General features: G+C 45.3%; 17 protein-coding genes and 1 pseudogene. 5 read left to right on the forward strand and 13 right to left on the reverse strand.

All coding sequences use genetic code 11. The features are described 5' to 3' along the window. Positions 1–109: 109 nt before the first annotated feature. Complete coding sequence (locus tag EKN16_RS21255; protein WP_125661857.1) at positions 110–1867, reverse strand: methyl-accepting chemotaxis protein; 1758 nt, start codon at positions 1865–1867, stop codon at positions 110–112. A 390-nt stretch (positions 1868–2257) separates the two neighbouring features. On the opposite strand from EKN16_RS21255, the gene EKN16_RS21260 reads away from it, so the two are divergent. Beyond that, positions 2258–3091 (forward strand): hypothetical protein, encoded by an 834-nt coding sequence (locus EKN16_RS21260; protein ID WP_125661860.1) that lies wholly within the window; start codon positions 2258–2260, stop codon positions 3089–3091. Between the two features lie 481 nt (positions 3092–3572). On the opposite strand, the gene EKN16_RS21265 is transcribed toward EKN16_RS21260, so the two are convergent. Together EKN16_RS21265 and EKN16_RS21270 are read right to left on the reverse strand one after the other, a co-directional pair. Continuing rightward, a complete protein-coding gene (locus EKN16_RS21265; RefSeq protein WP_125661863.1) occupies positions 3573–4472 on the reverse strand; it encodes an aldo/keto reductase in 900 nt (299 codons plus the stop codon). Positions 4473–4500: 28 nt separating this feature from the next. Further along, positions 4501–4812: a thioredoxin family protein gene (locus tag EKN16_RS21270; protein ID WP_125661866.1), complete on the reverse strand. Its 312-nt coding sequence runs from the start codon at positions 4810–4812 to the stop codon at positions 4501–4503. A 73-nt stretch (positions 4813–4885) separates the two neighbouring features. On the opposite strand from EKN16_RS21270, the pseudogene EKN16_RS33640 reads away from it, so the two are divergent. Then, positions 4886–5143: pseudogene (locus tag EKN16_RS33640) on the forward strand (YetF domain-containing protein); the annotation flags it as partial. Here EKN16_RS33640 and EKN16_RS21275 read toward each other — a convergent pair. From EKN16_RS21275 to EKN16_RS21290, 5 genes are all read right to left on the reverse strand, one after another. Next, on the reverse strand, positions 5130–5618 hold the full coding sequence (locus EKN16_RS21275; protein WP_125661869.1) for an SMI1/KNR4 family protein: 489 nt from the start codon (positions 5616–5618) through the stop codon (positions 5130–5132). The pseudogene EKN16_RS33640 and the gene EKN16_RS21275 overlap by 14 nt on opposite strands. 83 nt (positions 5619–5701) lie before the next feature. Then, a complete protein-coding gene (locus EKN16_RS32395) occupies positions 5702–5842 on the reverse strand; it encodes a hypothetical protein (RefSeq protein ID WP_164522920.1) in 141 nt (46 codons plus the stop codon). 205 nt (positions 5843–6047) lie between these two features. Further along, on the reverse strand, positions 6048–7187 hold the full coding sequence (locus EKN16_RS21280) for a DHHW family protein (RefSeq protein WP_125661872.1): 1140 nt from the start codon (positions 7185–7187) through the stop codon (positions 6048–6050). Between the two features lie 18 nt (positions 7188–7205). Continuing rightward, a complete protein-coding gene (locus tag EKN16_RS21285; RefSeq protein ID WP_125661874.1) occupies positions 7206–8588 on the reverse strand; it encodes an MBOAT family O-acyltransferase in 1383 nt (460 codons plus the stop codon). 5 nt (positions 8589–8593) lie between these two features. After that, positions 8594–9124: a DUF4358 domain-containing protein gene (locus EKN16_RS21290; RefSeq protein WP_125661877.1), complete on the reverse strand. Its 531-nt coding sequence runs from the start codon at positions 9122–9124 to the stop codon at positions 8594–8596. A 230-nt stretch (positions 9125–9354) separates the two neighbouring features. Between EKN16_RS21290 and EKN16_RS21295 the strand changes: the two genes are divergently transcribed. Together EKN16_RS21295 and EKN16_RS21300 are read left to right on the forward strand one after the other, a co-directional pair. Next, the gene (locus EKN16_RS21295; protein WP_125661880.1) at positions 9355–10209 is read left to right on the forward strand and encodes an ankyrin repeat domain-containing protein; all 855 of its coding nucleotides are present in this window, start codon (positions 9355–9357) and stop codon (positions 10207–10209) included. A 24-nt stretch (positions 10210–10233) separates the two neighbouring features. Next, the gene (locus EKN16_RS21300) at positions 10234–10623 is read left to right on the forward strand and encodes an ankyrin repeat domain-containing protein (RefSeq protein WP_125661884.1); all 390 of its coding nucleotides are present in this window, start codon (positions 10234–10236) and stop codon (positions 10621–10623) included. A gap of 112 nt (positions 10624–10735) precedes the next feature. Here the strand turns inward: EKN16_RS21300 and EKN16_RS21305 are convergent, their stop codons facing one another. Further along, positions 10736–11323 carry an NAD(P)H-dependent oxidoreductase gene (locus tag EKN16_RS21305; RefSeq protein WP_125661887.1) on the reverse strand — a complete coding sequence of 196 codons (588 nt, stop codon included), beginning with the start codon at positions 11321–11323 and terminating at the stop codon, positions 10736–10738. A gap of 118 nt (positions 11324–11441) precedes the next feature. On the opposite strand from EKN16_RS21305, the gene EKN16_RS21310 reads away from it, so the two are divergent. After that, positions 11442–11885: a MarR family winged helix-turn-helix transcriptional regulator gene (locus EKN16_RS21310; protein ID WP_125661890.1), complete on the forward strand. Its 444-nt coding sequence runs from the start codon at positions 11442–11444 to the stop codon at positions 11883–11885. A gap of 262 nt (positions 11886–12147) precedes the next feature. Here the strand turns inward: EKN16_RS21310 and EKN16_RS21315 are convergent, their stop codons facing one another. The 4 genes from EKN16_RS21315 to EKN16_RS21330 all read right to left on the reverse strand — a co-directional run bounded on the left by EKN16_RS21315 (position 12148) and on the right by EKN16_RS21330 (position 17373). Further along, positions 12148–12879, reverse strand: coding sequence for an IMP cyclohydrolase (locus EKN16_RS21315; RefSeq protein WP_125661893.1), 732 nt, complete (start codon positions 12877–12879; stop codon positions 12148–12150). Positions 12880–12924: 45 nt separating this feature from the next. Next, positions 12925–13563, reverse strand: a complete 639-nt coding sequence (locus tag EKN16_RS21320; RefSeq protein ID WP_125661896.1) for a hypothetical protein — start codon at positions 13561–13563, stop codon at positions 12925–12927. 61 nt (positions 13564–13624) lie between these two features. Further along, the gene (gene msrA, locus EKN16_RS21325) at positions 13625–14302 is read right to left on the reverse strand and encodes a peptide-methionine (S)-S-oxide reductase MsrA (protein ID WP_125661899.1); all 678 of its coding nucleotides are present in this window, start codon (positions 14300–14302) and stop codon (positions 13625–13627) included. 284 nt (positions 14303–14586) lie between these two features. Continuing rightward, positions 14587–17373 carry a glycoside hydrolase family 3 C-terminal domain-containing protein gene (locus EKN16_RS21330; protein ID WP_125661902.1) on the reverse strand — a complete coding sequence of 929 codons (2787 nt, stop codon included), beginning with the start codon at positions 17371–17373 and terminating at the stop codon, positions 14587–14589. Positions 17374–17649: the final 276 nt, after the last annotated feature.

Raw genomic sequence — 17649 nt, forward strand, 5'->3', positions numbered from 1 at the left:
TCCTAACTCTACATTGAACTGGCTCATATCGTTGCTATGTCTTTATGATGACCGAAACGCAGCAAAAAAGCTATCCTTCTGGCATTGAAGCCTTAAGGATAGCCCTTCATCAGATATGAAATTTGTTGGCAAGCTGCTTCATATTATCCGACATCCGGCTTAAGTTCTGTGCCGAAGCAGCGATCTGCTCCATCGATGCCAACTGCTCCTCATTGACAGATGAGATGGCTCCTGCCGTGCCTGCTGAATTCGCAGATACACTCTCCATTTGCTGAAGAGCTGCCGAGATTTCCTGCGCACTTGCGGACATCTGCTGTGCAGCCGCCGAGGCTTCTTCTGCCTGATCGACAACACTGCGGGTCGCTTGAAGAATCCGGACAAAAGCCTCACCCGTTTTGTGAATGGAGAGGGTACCCGACATGACCTCATTCTCGCCTTTGAGCATAGATTCACCGGCATGATGAATATCCCCGACAATTGTGCTGATTAGATCCGTAACCTTGGCGGCAGAATCACTGGAACGCTCTGCTAGCTTCCGAATTTCACCGGCTACGACAGCGAAGCCCTTGCCATGCTCTCCCGCCCGAGCTGCTTCTATGGACGCGTTCAGAGCTAACAAATTCGTCTGCTGCGAAATGCCTTGAATCGCCTCGGCAATTTCACCAATTTCCTTTGTACGCGCGCCAAGCTGCTTAACAACTGCGCTTAAATCGCCAACCGTCTCACTGATGAAAGTCATCTGCTCCGAAGATTGAATAATCAGCTGATTGCCTTCTTCTGCTTCCTGCAGAGTAGCAGCGGACGCTTCGAATGTAGTCGTAGCCGTAGTTGCAATGCGTCCAATCCCACTTGCCATCTCTTCCATCGCATTGGAAGTCTCTTCAATACTGCCTGCTTGCGTTGCATTATTAGCGGCCAGTTCAGATAGAGAATCAGATGTAACATGAGCGGCTTGAACCGTTTCCCCAATTACACTAGACAACTGATTGGAAGAAGCAGCTAGTGAGTTCGCACTAAGCAGCTGGTTACCGGCAAGCTCTCTTAGATTGCTCGACAAGCGATTAAAGGAAGCCGCAAGCTGTCCAATCTCATCCTTGTTGGAGACAATGATCTCGCTTCCAGTCAAATCACCTTCTGCCATACGCTCCGCTTGATTCGAAATGCGGATGACCGGTCTTGAGATATGCAGAGCGAATGGGGTCAGAATGGCTAAACCTGCAGCTATACAAATACCGAGCGTGATTAGCATTGTAATCAGAATGTCATGCTGCCCGCTATTATAGTCCTGCATGTATGAACCCGCTGCAATAATCCAACCCCATGATGCGAAATTCTCGGCATAGGCAACCTTGAGTGCTTCTTTCGTTGAATCAGGAAGCGGCCAATTATAATAAGTAAACCCGCCGCCGTTCTTCGCGGCCTTCACCATATCTTGTATGTAATAAGTGCCATCGGACGTTTTCTTGTCCCAAATACTCTGCCCCTCAAGCTTCGGATGGGCTAACAAGTTCCCCTTATCATCGAGAACGAAGAAGTAGCCATTCTTGCCTAGATCGATTTTCGCGTTGATGGGTCTCGTATTGTCAGCCTGCTTCTCCCCTAGTAGGAGGATACGCAAGTTTTCTTTGGCCTCATCAAGCGTTATGGAACCGCTGCGCACTTCGGTATCCAAGGCAATCAGCATTTGCCCAGCCATCTCTACGTTATTCTTTAACCCATTCTCAATCAGGGAGGTTGTCTCTCTGCCCGTTACCTGATAGGTTACTACCCCGAAAGCTAGAATAGGAACGATTAACAAAAAGGAAGATACAATCAAAAGCTTCCTTTGAATGGTGAGTCTAAACATGCCTCTCGCTTTATTCGACATTATTCATCAGCCCCTTTAACTCTAGTTGGTTCTTTCTTCCTATTAGGATAAGCTTTTTTTAGAAAATAGCAAATTTTGTGTATACAATTTTATTTTTTTTAGCTAATTTTAGGAAATTGTGTGAATGAATTATGAAAAAATAGTAAATGGTTGAGGATCAATCATTTAGATAGCATTCAAAATACCTATCAACCTCCATATCAAAATAGGGTGTTGCTACAAGGTTGACAGGGGGTGGAGTTGGTTGGATCGAGCTGTGAATTTCAATTCCGTATTATCACTATTTTTAGCAATTCTGTGGATGAATCGCTCAAATTTCGCCTAGGCATGTGTCACTCTGCCCGTTTGTGAATAGGCTATAGCATCAGTCTGTTTTTGGAGGGGTACTCAATGACAAGAAACTTCTACAACTATGGTCCATATCCTCAGCCGATTTATGACTATCGCTATGTGAATCCATACAGCTATTCTTATTTCGATCCGCGACAATATCAGCAGGCTTATCCTTATGGCGGGGTATATTATAGCGGTGTATATCCTTATGGCGGTGGCTATTATGGCGTACAGCGTCCTAGAGAGGAATATGTTCACGCTCAGCCGGTTCAGCCCGATAATCAAGGGTTAGGCCTTCATGCTCAAGCTCAGCTTGGTGGAAAATATGGTGTCGGCATGCATGCGAATGGAAAGTTTGGCGGGGATCATCTTGCAGCTATGAATGCTCATGGTCATCTCGGTGGGGACTATGGAGCTAACCTCAATGCCCATGGTCATCTGGGCGGAGGCCAAGGACTAGGTGTTCATGCTGGCGGTCAAGTGGGAGGAACTCACGGCCTTGGTGCTCATGGAAGTGCCAATATTGGCGGCGGTCAGGTCCTTGGTTTCAACACGGGAAGTCATTTTGGAGGACACTATGGCGCTAACGTAAATGCCCACGGTCATCTGGGCGGCGGACAAGGGCTAGGTGTTCATGCTGGCGGTCAAGTCGGAGGTATGCATGGGCTTGGCATGCATGCCGGTGCTGATGTTGGCGCTGGTCATGGTGTTTCTTTAGAAGCTGCCGGCCATTTGGGAGGAAATAAAGGCGTTGGCATGAATGCCCATGGTCATCTTGGTGGCGGGCACGGCGTTGGTTTCGATGTCGGTGGTCATTGGGGCAGCCATGATGGTCATGTGGGCCTCTACGTTGGCGGCGGCAAAAAAGATCCTACTGAGGATAACGGTTAGCAAAGATATTCTTATAGCAAGAAGCCTAAGGGAGAATCCTCTCCCTTTTTTACATATCAGTTACGTCACAGAGAGTGTAGTTCACACCTGTAAGGACAACCAGCAGCAAGCTCAGACTCAATTAATTACCATTCAGGATGTTGAAGTAGGCATTAATAATCAGGTTATCGAAATTTTAGAAGACATGCAATTTCATGCCGAGCAGCTTAGCACAATTAATGATAGAATGAAAAAACACTGACCGCGGTCAGTGTTTTTTCATTCTATCAGGCTGTCGAGAAACCCCCTGTTTTTTGCAGGGGGTTAAAAATAGCCATTCGGGTCAACAAAACTGGGGTCTCAGATCGTTTTAAATCGATTTTCGTTTTAAAACTTGAGTCTCCCCCAATAAAAAATAAAGTGTCGGAAAGTCCGTTTGACTTTCTCGACACTCTGGATAGAATGAAAAAACACTGACCGCGGTCAGTGTTTTTTCATTCTATTATAGGCTATCGATTAACTCCGCTGCTTTTGCATTTGCCACAACCTGCTCCGGATCTTTACATCCCGGAATTACAGCGGTTACCGCTGGATGCTTCAAGCACCATGCCAATGCCCAGCTAGCCATATCTACGCCCGCTGGTACCTCATTCTGCTTGATGCGCTCCACTTCCTGCAGCTTAAGCTCTGTGCTCTTCAGATCATGCCGATGCCGGACATCCGTTTCACTGAAAGTGGCTCCAGGCTTATATTTGCCGCTAAGATAACCACTGGCAAGCGGTACGCGTGCCAGTACACCCAAATCCTGCCGTTCACAAGACGGGAACACCCTCTCCTCTGGAATGCGGTCCAACCGGTTATATACAACTTGAATCACACTAGCGTTCACTTGCGTTGAAGCATCCGTCTGATGAAGATTGTCATTGCTGCCGATGGATATGCCAAGATGGCGGATTTTCCCCGCTTGTACCTGTTTGTCGAGCGTAGTCCACAGAGCATCATTATCGAATGCCTGATCCGGTCCTGAATGGAACTGATACAGATCAACGTAGTCGGTATGTAGTGCTTTTAATGAAGCATCCAGCTGTTTGATCACATCCTGCGGCTCGAATACGTCCGTACGCGTAAACCGCTCATGGAAATGATGGCCGAACTTCGTAGCGATAATCCAATCTTCACGATTACGTCTTGCAATATAGTTACCGATGAACGACTCTGACAAATGATCACCGTAGCACTCCGCCGTATCGATGAGATTAATACCTTGTTCCTTACCTTTGTCGAGTATGGCATCAACTTCTGGTTGCGTATATGCCCTTCCCCATTCTCCTCCGAATTGCCAGGTTCCAAGCCCAATGACCGAAACATCTAATTCCGTCTTGCCTAATCTCCGATATTTCACTACAACCACTCCTCATCTCAGGCTGTCTCTATTTTATCATGATATCGTACAAATAATTAACTGAACGCATGGCATACTCAAACCGAATCGGTTCACCATTCTGGAGCAGCACCAGACAAGGAATACTAGAGATCTTCCAAGCCTCACGAAGCTTAGGCGCATAGTTAATGTTGATCTTATACATCGTTATAGGAACATTAGAAGCTTCTACAACCTCGAGCATTCGTTCTGCCACTTTGCAGGTCCCACAGAATGGACTAGAGAAGAGGATGGCATCCTTACCATTACCAATCCGAACCATATTTAGCCACTCGTCTTCGCTTATTTCTTGAATTGCCATGGTCCCTTATCCATCCTTCGTTCCTTTGACGTTGTTATATTGTGCTTTAACCAGATAGTTTTCACTTCGGCAAAATAGCGTATTATCCTTGCGAGAGGTCAAAAACGGTATATTTGAGGTCAATGGCCAGATCAGCCTGCTGCTGAATGCCACGTCTAAACAACCCACCAAGCAAGATCTTTAGCTGCCGGAGAACCCAGTTTATCTCATAGACTCCTTAATAATGGACGGTGAGATTCTATGGGGTAACTTACACGATAGCGGACTCAACAAAGAATGGTTATTTGACGAGCTTGCAGCTCAAGGATATCAAAACATCACAGTGGAATAATGCCGTCTTTTACAGCTTGAGAACAGGAATTTATTGATTTTCTAAGAAAGGTACTAAAACTATCCCAAACTAAAACTGGAGGTCCATCGCCCTCTACATACTGGTAAACTGGAGGGTCATTTCCCTCTGTTATTACAAAGAAGTTGAATTCATATCCTTGGTGCATTGAAAATACAAACGCACCGGTAGGTAAATTAAATGATTCTTGGTTTTCATCCATTAAGTTTTCAGCTTCTTTTCTTAGCTCCAATAGGTTTTCTGCATTTCGAAATAAAATATCTGTCCCTTGAAAGAGCATCCCTGCATTCTGACCAATTGACAAGAGAAACTCTCTATATTGATAAGGAAATGGAGAACCTATGATCTTTTCACAATGTTCCACCTCAATCTCGGTAAAACCTTGAATCTCATTAACATTAGCTATTTTGAACCCCAGAAGTGAACTTACTATTGCAAATTTATCTATTAATAACACCTTCTTTTACTTGTTGCATGACTTATAATAACCTCCACATTGGGAAACCTTTTCTTTAACTGTTGTATCACTTCAGCAAGATTCTAATTCAAGTAATCAACAATTTCATTGCATTTTTCACATGGTTCGGCAACGCCATCTACCACTTTCTTTAGTCCTTTCTTTCCGGTATCGTTACCTCCCCATTTGATTTCATCATTGATAAAATACTCATAGTCCCACATATCGCCAAACTTAAACTGAATTTTTATTTTGCTATTTTGATTACAACTACAACAATTGCGCTTTCACTTCTGTGCACCATTCTACAATAAGAGAGCTTATATTCATATGTAAATAGTAGGGCTGGAAGACTTCCATGTGAACGGCAAATAACCACAACCTAATCAGTTGTGGATTTTCCTTGGTGTGGGCTATGAAATGACCCTATCAGCTCAGCTTCATAATGGCGTTATTATCGATGAACGTTGTCGTATTGAACAGAAACAGCACCTTTGTAATGCCATTCTCCAACATATATTTACTTATGCTGCCGTTATAGTAACGAATGTCGATGACATCAATTTCCGGTACGTGAAGCGTGAGGAACGGAATGAAGCTGTGGGCATAAGAATCCTTGATGACGAGCAGCTTCTCTTGCTTAACCGTCTGCGGATCGAGCTTGCTTGTAATCTTCATTAACGCATGAACCCCGCCTAGGAAATACGAATATTTATCCTTCTTCGCGAGAAAGCTGAAGTCGTACAGGCTGGCGAACGTCTGATTCGTATCCGCAATATATAGGCTTGTATCAACAGGATTCTTGGGTATATAAGCTTGGATGGAATCAGGCTTCAGGCCGGCAAATTGACTCTTAGTATGATAGCTTCCGAGAAACGAGTCCGTAACCGTTGTAATCGTAAAGTCGGATTCGGCCAGCGGCTTCCAGCCCATCTTCCGCGCGTAGGCTGCATAGGCTAAGTACGCACCATGCGTCGTCCAATGATGGTCGGTCCGGTAATAGAGCTGCTCTGCAACATGCGAACTTAGGGTATCAAATCCATTCATGAACGATAAGCTGCCTTTCAGCTGCTCCGCAATAAATGCATTTACCTTCGCTTGCGAGTAGATTGGAGCGAGCCATGGCATTTTCTCCGGGTACATACCTGAGGAAGTAGGTGCAAGCAGGAAGGTCATATCCACCTCCGGATGTGCCTGCGCGAACTGCTTCACAGCCTCCGTATATTGCTGTACCTGCTTATAACTCGGCTCCGCAAACTTTTCGAATAGGTAGCCGTCTTTGCCTTTGTAGACTCCATTATTCTCCTGCTGCAGCCGCAGCTGCTCCATCACCGACTTCGCCCAAACCCACTCCGTTCGCAGCGGAAAATGATCCGTTATGAAATTTTCGGTCTCCTCCGAGAATGTCTTCGACCATATATTCGCCCAGGAAAGCTGAGGAATATGCTGCAGAGGACGATTCTCAACTTCGGAGAAGCTGCGATATGGCAGAATGACGAATAACAGGGACATGCTGAAGAGAACCGCCACGAACCCACCTATAAGTATTCGATCTGCCCGTGATTTCATATCATGGATTCTCCTTTGCTAGAAACGGAAATATAAGAAAGGGTTGAAGGTGGCATCTACCAAATAGGCGACAGACAAGAAGAATAGAACCGTATACCAGCCTAGCTGAAGTGTCTGGTTATAATCTCGGCGTAATTTATCGGTCGGCAAGGAAGCGACGGCTAGTACCAGCAGCAGAATCGCATTCGTATACGTCATATACAAGGTGTCTGTATTCCACAGAGGTTGGCCGTTCAAGCCGACCATCGCCCGCAGATAATGAAGCATTGCAGGAAACTGATCGAAGGCGAACAGTACCCATCCAATCAGAATGAGAATCAGTGCATAGACATGACGCACCCACCTTGGAAGTCGCTGCAGAATAGCAAGCATACGCCATTTCTCAATAATAAGAATAACGCCGAAGTACAGCCCCCATAGCAGGAAATTCCAGCTTGCGCCATGCCAAATCCCTGTCAGCAGCCATACAATCAGAATGTTGCGGAGCTGAATGAGCCCGCCTCTTCGGTTGCCACCAAGCGGGATATAGACATAATCACGAAACCACGTACTTAGCGAAATATGCCAGCGGCGCCAAAAGTCCGTAATACTCTGAGACGTGTACGGTTTGTTGAAATTCTCATTGAATCGGAAGCCGAACATGAGACCAAGTCCGATAGCCATATCCGAATAACCGCTGAAATCAAAGTAAATTTGGAAGGCAAAAGCAATAATGCCCAGCCATGCGGTTAAAATCGGCATCGTATCCATATTGGAATTGGAGATTGTATGCCACAACAATCCAATATTGTTGGCTAGCAGTACTTTTTTCGCGAGTCCCATAATGAACCGCCGGATCCCCTCTGCAAACAGCTCCACAGATACCTTACGGCTGCGTAATTGCTCAGCAAGTGTGGAATATTGCACGATAGGACCTGCTACCAGCTGTGGAAATAACGCGACGAACGTTCCGAAATCAATCCAATTGCGCTGCGCCTTCGCCTTTCCTTTGTACACATCAATAATGTAGGACATCGATTGGAAGGTGTAAAAGGAAATACCGATTGGCAGCGGAAGGTCGGTAAGCGGAATATGCGTACCTAACAATGCATTCACATTATGAATGAGGAAGTCTGCATATTTGAAATAAGATAAGAGGCTCAAATTAACAATCACCGAAGCGATAACAATCCATTTGCGCTGAATAGGACGGAGCTTCGGTCTGCTAAGAAGCAGGCCAAAGCTATAATCCGTCACCGTGGAGAGAAGCATAATGACAATGTAGACCGGCTCGCCCCAGGCATAGAAGAGTAGACTAAATACGAATAAGATTAGATTCTTCATCCGCCATGGGGAGCAGAAATAGACAAGCAATACAGCAGGCAAGAATAGAAAAAGGAAGAGCAGGCTGCTGAATACCATAGGCTTTACGCTTTATCGAAGAAGCTGTTGAAGATATTCTCGAGGTCAGCGGCTTTATCCGAAATGATGAAGAGAACATAATTGCCCTTGGTCACAAGCTTATAATTTTTCGCATTCTCGTATTGATCAGGCAGGTAGGTTTCGAATGACTTCTGTACATCGGTGGCACGTTTTTTAACTGCTGTTTCCACTGCGGCAATATCTTTGGCATCCTTCACTTTAAAGATGGCGATTTCGTTGGTTTTCACATTCATTAATGGCGTCATAATTGTATATTGTTCAACCACTGCTGGATCCAGATGGTAGAGGTTTTTTACCATGTCGGCTGTAAGCTCCATTAGCATAGGTTGTTCGACTTGCTTAAGCATCTCATCTACCATTTCCTTGGTTGTAAGCTTCGATTGGACGGGTTTCTCTTGGCTCGCGGTATTTCCGGGCTTATTGGTGCTCGCGTTATTGCCGTTATTACTGGAGCAAGCTGAAAGCATAATTCCCATTACGATTGTCATGATGATTAACACAGTACGTTTTTTCATGTTTGTATCTCCTTGGTGTTGTTTTTTGTTGTGTTCAATATGTCTAGAGACGGCGCTAGTTCTCATAAGGTTGCAATAAACCTCGGACTGGTAAAAGTTTGCAGTCGTTAGGATGTTGTCCAAAGATAATCCTATCGCAACATAATTGTGTCGCGGACTGGAAATTTATAGCGCATTGTGATATTGTATTTTTGTAATTAAAATTACAAAAATCGCATAAGGAATCCAACATGCCACCTAAAAAACAAAGTGTCGTCATTTCCATCCGTCTTGATGATCTATCGCTGAAAGCCGTCGATTTGCTGGTCGAATCCGGATTGGAGACAAACCGGTCCAGAGCGGTGTCTCATTTCATTAACGTTGGCATTCAATCCTCGGAAGAGCTTCTGAAGAAAGCCCAACTGCTGGCAGATCGCGTTCACCAGCTTCGCAATGAAATGATCGATGCAGTCAAAATCAACAACCTAGAACGGGTTACGGAGCTGCTCGGCCAGGATGCAACGCTGGTGAATGCTAGCAATAGCAAGGGAGAGACTGCTGTTCTTATGGCTGCTTACTACAGAGCCAATGAAGTGCGGGAACTGCTTGTCGGCAAAGGGGCGGAGCTTACGATCTTTGAAGCCTGCGCGGTTGGTCACACGGGGCGCGTCAAAGAATTACTCAGCCAGTCGCCCGATCTCATTCACAGCTGCAGCACAGATGGGTATACACTGCTTGGTCTTGCTGCTCATTTCGGCAACGAAGAGACGGTCAAGCTGCTGCTCGAGCACGGCGCTGATATTAATGCTCAAAGCAGCGATGGCAACCTGAACAACATGGCCATTCATGCCGCAATTGCCGGTAATTATGAGCATGTCGTAGAGATCCTTATCAACTACGGGGCGGATGTAAATGCGAAATGCGAAGGCAAATGGCGGCCAGGCTTTAGTCCTCTTCATGTTGCGGCCTATTTTGGAAGAGAGTCGATAGCGAAGCTGCTGCTCCATCATCATGCGGACAAATCTGCTCTGACAGATACCGGGGATACGGCATCCCTGTTAGCCCAGATCAAAGGCCATCAAGAACTAGCGCTGCTCTTACACTAACAAACCCTAAAGGAGAACTGTCCAGTGGAAAACAAAACAGCCATAAATCCAGAATTGGTGCAACAATTTGTAGGTAATGCTCATGGTGATTTGGATCGAGTTCGAGAGCTTCTTGAGGCGGAGCCTGGTCTGCTTCATGCCGCTTGGGATTGGGGTGGCGGCGACTGGGAGACTGCACTGGGAGCGGCCGCTCACATGGGGAGGAAGGATATTGCCCTTTATCTACTTGAGAAAGGGGCGCGGATTGATCTATTCGCAGCAGCCATGCTGGGTAAGCTGGATCTAGTTCGAGCGATTCTGAATGAGAATCCAGCGCTCAAGCAAGCGCGAGGACCTCATGGAATTCCACTCCTTAACCATGCAGAGGCCGGCGGTGCTGAAGCCGCTGAGGTACTTGCTTTCCTTCGAGAATAGCGGAACCTGAAGAGGTCACGCAGTGTAAAAAGCCGATCCCCCAAGCTTACTCCTAGTGGATCGGCTATCCTTACCACAGATTTCGTCAGCCGTGGGTGCTTATTCATACTCTTCAGGCATTTATCATTTTGAAATAACGATAGATTTTATTTAATTTCTCCGCATGTTTCCCTTTTGGACTTTCCATATTCCCAAATTCAAAAAACTTCACTTTTTTTATACCCACATAATTAAACAAGGCCTTCCTCATTAATACCTTGTGCGCATTATACAACCAGTATAAAAGATAAAAAGTAGGTCCCTTCATCGTTGAAATACAAACCACTGACTTCCCCTTCAAGAGTCCTTCTGGCAGAAGTCCGCCCTTATCTTTATAGGCAAAGTTTGAAGAAAACATTTGGTCGATATAACCCATGAGCATAGCGGGAGGCCGTCCCCACCATATCGGATATACGAAAACGATTGTATCCGCCCACATAATTTGTTCGCGGTACTTGGCAAGCTCCGGATCGGTATGCATATCCCTTCTGCGTTTTGTTTTATTGAAAACCAGAATCGGATTAAACCCCTCCTCGTACAAATCCAGCACCTTTACCTCTTCAATAAGGGGATTCTCACTGCTTCCTTCGATGACTTTTTGCATAAATGCATAACTTAGACTCTGATGATTGGGATGCGTATAAATAACCAGCGTTTTCATCGTGCCACCTCTTTACTTATCATCTGATAACAAAATGGTAACACATCTCGTTTTTAGTTGTCAAATGATAATTGTTTTATGATAATTATATTGTTATTGTTAGGAAGAGGTGATCCCTTTGGACAAAAATGCTTTGTTTCATAAGTTTGTGGCCTTTACCAATACTGTTCATGAAGTAACACATGAAATGACAAAAGATATTAAATCCGCTGCCATTACCCCTGTTCAATATAGTATTCTTGAATATCTCGCGGTTAGTCAGCCCGTTACCCTCAGTCAGATAAGCGATTGTCTGCATATGTCCATGCCGAATACGAGTCGAGAGCTGAAGAAACTTAGTGAAAAAAATCTATGCGAAAAATTTGCCGATGCCAGCGATCGACGCAAGCAATATATCCGTCTTTCTATGGAAGGGCAAGCTATGATGAATGAAGCCTTTAAACGCATAGAAACCCGTTTCCTGCAGCGGATACAGAAGACTTCCGAAGAAGAACTGGGTGAAATCGAACGCGCTTTGGATGTGCTTCAATCCAAAGTGTTTTATACAGATAAGTCTTATTAATTGGATTAAATCGCAAGCTATAAATAAATGAGCACTGTCAGATACGAAGACCGCCACGATGCCGTGGCGGTCTGATTGTCAATCTTCTTAGTTTATGAATTTCAATTCTTGCAGCATTCTCTTCAGCATCGTGGCGCTTTACGCACGTGTTGCGTTCTCTTTGGGAGCGAAAGTGTTGTCTCTCAATGGTCCTACAGCAGGAGATGTTCTGCACGAATACAAGATTATATTGTTGGAAAGCATATTGACTTATGATGATTCCTCAGTTTCTTTCAAAATTCTTATTTACCAAGCTTATTGTTTCTTGCGAGGTTGTTGTGTCGATAAACTTAACTAAGAGAGAGATTCTGTTTTGCGGATTTAGAATATTCCAGTAGTAATTCTTCACTTCTTCTATATCCTCTACTAGAGGGACTTCGAAAGGTTCACCGTTATAAGAGAATAGGGTACCATCGACCTCTTTACTATACGTATGAATGCAATGTCCTTCGCCGGGTACAAATTTATCGTAATTATAGAAGTTTCTTACACAGATTTCAGGACGATTGCGAGAACTTTTGAGAATCGATAGTTTATAATTTTTATTAGATATATCAATAATACCCGAAATTCTAGGCGTAAAATGGGGAGCATCCGGCTCATATTCCCGTGTACATAAGGAGCTTTCGAATGTTTCAGCACTCTTTAACCCATCCACTATCGTTTCGGTTTGATCTCCGTTCGAAATAATATGGATATCATTTATTTTCTTGAGCGGATAATAAATAATCAATGAAGGATCAATCATCTTGGACTCATCAAATGCCTTGTTCTTTACAAAATCCCCTTCGATTTCAAAAATACGATTTCGGCTATTTTCGCTTCTCCCCATAATCCAGTACACCTGAACATAATGAGCCCGAGAAGGAGTCATACCTATGATGATTCCCCTCCCAGGGTAAGCATTTTCTTGTAATAGAGTGATGTTATCTCTCAAAAGCTGATGAATAGACATGTTCCCTCTCCTTTTAGCTTATTAATAGATTGCTTTCCTCTACCATCATTTTGCATACTGCAAAATCGCTATCGCAGCCCGTTCCCGCCGATCCACGTCTTCGCTTCTCATAGCTTTTCTTAAAATGTCCAACGCTTCCTCAATGGTCTGCGCATCTACACACATCGGGCTGCCCGCTTCTTGCTTACTCTCATTAGATTTGGACATCCAGCGCTCCAATTGCTCCTGAGAAATGGACCGTTCGAACTTCGCAACCGCTACCGGATGAATGAGAAATTGCTGCAGCTCCGCATGTAATTCTTCCCTTAAAAGGCTCTTTATCCAGGTTACGCCACGTCGATGACAAAGATTAGCCGCCGCCGCCTCTTCATCCTCTTCCGTGTTAAACCTATCAAGATAGTAATAGTCGCCAAGATCACCCAGATGGACAGCATCTTTATCCGTAACAAGGAGGTAGTCTCCGTCCTGCATGACATGTACGAAGGTACTCACCTCCTCCAATTGATCGAGCAGTTCCTGTCCCTCAACGTAATTAATGTAAGCTAGTCTCTTCTTCAATTCATCCTTGCTCACATTCTCCAAATCGCCAATACCAGGCCAATCCATTCCAACAAAATTATTCTTCAAGAACTCCGCCATCCGTTTTACCCCATGAGAGTCTAGTCGCATTTGAAATAAATTCATTCCACATTCCTCCTCCGATAATCCAGCCTCGTAAATTCGTTTTTAAGCTGCCTTTTATTACTTACCACCGAATTTGTTTGATAAGCTCAATCATCCTATTTCGATTACTTGAACTTGTTGGCCATTGTTGGATTTCATTGATGATGTGCGCCAAATTGGTATATCCTTTTGCCAAACCATTCAAGCGAGCCGCCAAAGTAGCAAGTATCCGTTCATCTTGAGAAGCATACAGGGTGCTAAACCTTTCCATCGCATGCGGATACCTCTTCAGATAATATTTTTGATGCCGATCTTCGGCAAGGTAAAATCCGGTGTATGGAGCAATCTCAGTTTCAGGCTCCCCCTTACCTAGCTCCTTCCTTTTCCCTAGAACCTGCTGGATCACTTCCTGCTGATTGCCATCACAATAAAGCAACAGAGACCTATACTGCCGTCCTTTATAATCATTGATATTCATGGGATTGTGGTTATTCCAGAACATATCCAGGATGGTTTCAAACGTAATGATCTCAGGATCAAAATCAATTTGGACCGTCTCCGTATGATCCCCCATTTCACGATATGTAGGCGCAATAGAACTGCCCCCAGCGTATCCCACACTCGTTCTGATGACACCCGGTAAATGACCAAACAAGGCTTCAGGACTCCAAAAACAACCCATGCCAAGCGTCACGGTCTGAACATTACTTGTCGAAAAAGAAGGCTCAATCCCGTTATCATGTATGTCCCGATTGTTCATCTAGTTCACCCCATTTACGAAACCGTCTCACATATTCTACGCTTATTTTAACCTAAACGAAGAACTATAGTAGTGTCCTCTCAACTCCTTCCGAAACTGCTCCTTTCATCTAGGTGAAGAGATTTCCGCTACAGCAAAAAACCCACAACCTCTTACGATTGTGGGTTTGTATGGTTGATGCGAACCGTGGAGAGGCAAATCCACCATTGACCGCCGCGTGTTGACATAGTCGTATGGCGAGTTGGCTTGGCGGCGGCTTAATCAGCTCATTGCTGTTTCTACATTCACACTTGTTTAAATTCGATCCAGTCGATCTGCAAGCCTGGTTTGACGAAATCCAATTTCAATTCATAAAGGCCTGCTTCCAGTTCGATTTTCACAAGTTTCTGTCTGATCCATTTGCCTTCCGTCCCATTCGTTTGAATGGTCGTCATCAATTGATCGTTCAGGGTCACATTACAAGCGCTTTGAGCCAGCTCAGGTTCCGGAGACATGATGTTGACAATGATCCGGTATTGGCCGGCCTGATCCACTTTCACATAGGTCGACCCAGCTGCGGCAGGTTTAACCTGTGCATTTTGGGATAGTGCTTGTGCTTGCTCCGGCGAAAGAGATGGATTCGCCTTGAATGTATCGACCGTTTCTACAATCTCCTGTTTTCTTGAGAACACCGGTGCATGCATGATGAACTCGCAAATGTTAATGGCAGAGCGCTGAAGTTCCCCACGGGTTAAGGTGCCATTTTCCAAGGAATCGAGAGTATTGTCATCCCAGCCATTGATTTCCGCCCCATAGTTAGGAACAACCATATACAGGTCGTTTTGTGCGCGGACCATCCAATTCGTATATTTTCGATCCGCAGGTCCTCCATCGACGACATCGTTCATGATAGCCCACCAATCCGTCATCACGATGCCTTTAAAGCCCCATTCCCCGCGAAGAATCGTGGTATTCATATCATAATTAGAAGCCGCCCAATGCCCGTTGATGGGATTATAGGAGGTCATAATCGAATTCGCGCCGCCCTGCTTCACCGCGATTTCAAAGCCTTTCAGATAAATCTCCCGAAGGGCGCGTTCGGAAACGACGGCATCTACCTTACTGCGATGCTTTTCCTGGTTGTTGCAGGCGAAATGCTTCAGCGTGGCGTTAGAGCCGCCCTTCATAATGCCTCGCGTGCATGCTGCGGCAAATACCCCGGAAATCAGCGGATCTTCCGAAAAATACTCAAAGTTACGTCCATTGAGCGGACTGCGCCGGATATTCAAGCCGGGTCCTAGCAAGGTATCCACGTTGTTGCTTAATAATTCCTGGCCTTCCATGACATAAAGTTCTTCGATCAGTTCCGCATTCCAGGTTGCCGCAAGCAAGGTTCCAATTGCAACCTGGGTCGCCTTCTGCCCGCTATCCATACGAATCCCGGACGGTCCGTCTGCCGTACAAGCAACCGGGATTCCGTAATTGAATAAGCTATCGCTTACCCCCCCGAAAGCCGAAGCCGTACCCGGTGTAACCAACGGACTGCTCATGCCTTCTCCTCTGACTATCGCAGCCAGATCCTGATCGCTGAGCTGGGCGATAAAGGCTTCCATGTCGACTTTCCGGTCATAAACATCTCTTAATTTATGTCCTTGATTACCGGTTTGCTCTAAAGTTTCGGGAAGATTTTTCTCGATCCGTTCCGCTAAAGAAACCTTTCGCTTCGGTACTTCTACAGAGATGAGTTCATACGAACCGTCTTCCTTCCGAGCGCCCGGCTTCATTCTCGTAAAGCTTTCCGTCGGTGCCAGCGCCTCCTGCAGCTGCTCCACGACTTGAAGAGCTTCCACGACGTAACCGTTTTGTCCTTGGGCGCCTATTTCCGTCAGATTTTTGACACTGGTTCCCACATAAATGCGGTATGTCCCGGATTCTAGTACATAAGCGGAAGGATGCCCCGTCACACCGGCGTCATCATAGGAGGCCATAGAATGAACAGGGAAGCTCACGGTAAGACGCTGCGATTCACCCGCCTGAAGGACTTTTGTCTTCCCGAATGCCGCCAGAGCTTTAGCCGGCTGCCCCAGCTTTCCTTGCGGTGCTTCGTAATAGACCTGCACGACCTCTTTTCCCGCAAAGGTGGTTCCCGTATTTGTTACAGTTACGTCGATTTCAACGTATTTTTCTCCTTCTTTGGTGGTCAGTTTGGCTTCCTCAGGCTCGATTTTAAATGAGGTGTAAGATAAACCGAAACCAAATTCAAATTGAACCTTATCCGGGCAAAACGTCTCGAAATAACGATATCCCACGTAGATATCTTCCTGATAAACGTTTTTAAATTCATTGCCGTAATTGCGGGTCGATGGATAATCCTCGATGGAATAAGCGATCGTATCGGTTAATTTACCGCTCGGTGTCACCTCTCCGGCCAGCACGTCGGCAATCGCATTGCCCCCTTCCATGCCGCCCTGCCAAGAGTAGATGGCGCACGAAATCGGGTGCACATAGCTTTCATCGTTCATCCAGCTCATATCAATAATATTCGATACATTCAGCACAACGACAGTTTGTTCAAAATAGGCAGTCACCTGCTTCAGCATCGCTTTTTCTTCCGCCGTTAATTGGTAGCTTCCCGGCTCGTCGGCATTATCCTGGTCTTCTCCCGCTGTACGTCCGATCACAATGATCGCCTTGTTCGATTTGCTTCTTGCCTCCGACACCAGTTCATCGGTTAAAGGCATTTCCTTCTGGTGCCACGGCTCTGCAGCCCAGCCGCCTCCGCCATTATCAAATGGATTTTGCTCAATCCACTTTTCATAGACAGCCGCCAGTTCTTCGTTAACTGTAAGGTTCTTTTTACTGCGAAGACCATCCAACAAATTGGTCGTATAAGAAACATGGACACTCCCACCCGAACCTGTACCGCTGCGATAGTAATTAACTTGGGTTCTGCCGAAAATTGAAACATTCTCGCCGTTTCGAAGCGGAAGCACCTGTCTTTCATTCTTTAACAGCACCGCGCCTTCTGCGGCTACCGTTCGGCTAAATTCAGCAAAACCTTCTAATGGAACTCCCAGACTCTGTGTACTCATTTTGTTTCCTCCTGATTGTCATTTCCATACATATTGATTGCTGGTTCTATAGAAAGGTATCTCGTCTCTCTCGAAACTTCTAGTTTCTCGCGAACCCATGCATGTTCCCTATTAAGTCCTTTAAAGAATAAAAGCTATAATATTAATATACAAGCACTGCTTCTAAAAAAGCAAAATTCAAAACGCTTACAACTGTAGATTTTTCTAGCTTGTTGAGAAACCCGGTGCATTTTAATCCCCCGAGTTTCCCTTTTTGATTGGCAATCACTGCAAAAA

The sequence above is a fragment of the Paenibacillus baekrokdamisoli genome (genome assembly GCF_003945345.1).
GTDB classification, from domain to species: Bacteria; Bacillota; Bacilli; order Paenibacillales; family Paenibacillaceae; genus Paenibacillus_Z; species Paenibacillus_Z baekrokdamisoli.

Excerpts from the sequence above, each read along its gene's own strand:
- EKN16_RS21255 (WP_125661857.1), bottom strand. The coding sequence starts at position 1,867 with ATGTCGAATAAAGCGAGAGGCATGTTTAGACTCACCATTCAAAGGAAG.
- EKN16_RS21260 (WP_125661860.1), top strand. The coding sequence starts at position 2,258 with ATGACAAGAAACTTCTACAACTATGGTCCATATCCTCAGCCGATTTAT.
- EKN16_RS21270 (WP_125661866.1), bottom strand. The coding sequence starts at position 4,812 with ATGGCAATTCAAGAAATAAGCGAAGACGAGTGGCTAAATATGGTTCGG.
- EKN16_RS32395 (WP_164522920.1), bottom strand. The coding sequence starts at position 5,842 with ATGTGGGACTATGAGTATTTTATCAATGATGAAATCAAATGGGGAGGT.
- EKN16_RS21280 (WP_125661872.1), bottom strand. The coding sequence starts at position 7,187 with ATGAAATCACGGGCAGATCGAATACTTATAGGTGGGTTCGTGGCGGTT.
- EKN16_RS21285 (WP_125661874.1), bottom strand. The coding sequence starts at position 8,588 with ATGGTATTCAGCAGCCTGCTCTTCCTTTTTCTATTCTTGCCTGCTGTA.
- EKN16_RS21290 (WP_125661877.1), bottom strand. The coding sequence starts at position 9,124 with ATGAAAAAACGTACTGTGTTAATCATCATGACAATCGTAATGGGAATT.
- EKN16_RS21295 (WP_125661880.1), top strand. The coding sequence starts at position 9,355 with ATGCCACCTAAAAAACAAAGTGTCGTCATTTCCATCCGTCTTGATGAT.
- EKN16_RS21305 (WP_125661887.1), bottom strand. The coding sequence starts at position 11,323 with ATGAAAACGCTGGTTATTTATACGCATCCCAATCATCAGAGTCTAAGT.
- EKN16_RS21315 (WP_125661893.1), bottom strand. The coding sequence starts at position 12,879 with ATGTCTATTCATCAGCTTTTGAGAGATAACATCACTCTATTACAAGAA.
- EKN16_RS21320 (WP_125661896.1), bottom strand. The coding sequence starts at position 13,563 with ATGAATTTATTTCAAATGCGACTAGACTCTCATGGGGTAAAACGGATG.
- msrA (WP_125661899.1), bottom strand. The coding sequence starts at position 14,302 with ATGAACAATCGGGACATACATGATAACGGGATTGAGCCTTCTTTTTCG.
- EKN16_RS21330 (WP_125661902.1), bottom strand. The coding sequence starts at position 17,373 with ATGAGTACACAGAGTCTGGGAGTTCCATTAGAAGGTTTTGCTGAATTT.